General features: G+C 50.2%; 1 pseudogene. It reads right to left on the reverse strand.

The features are described from left to right. Positions 1-229: pseudogene (locus VCHENC03_RS23150) on the reverse strand (transketolase); the annotation flags it as partial.

The raw sequence follows: 229 nt of genomic DNA on the forward strand, positions 1-229 counted from the left end.
TACGTGCCAGCCGTAAGATTCAAAACGCTTAGGCGTGTCGTCAGAGAACCAACCTTCAACGTGACCATCGATAGAGATGCCGTTGTCATCCCAGAATGCGATCAGTTTGCCAAGGCCTAGTGTACCAGCAAGAGAACATGCCTCGTGCGAGATACCTTCCATTAGACAGCCGTCACCCATGAACACGTAAGTGAAGTGGTCAACGATGTCGTGGCCTTCTTTGTTGAAC

The sequence above is a fragment of the Vibrio sp. HENC-03 genome (assembly GCF_000305755.2).
Taxonomy (GTDB): Bacteria; Pseudomonadota; Gammaproteobacteria; order Enterobacterales; family Vibrionaceae; genus Vibrio; species Vibrio owensii.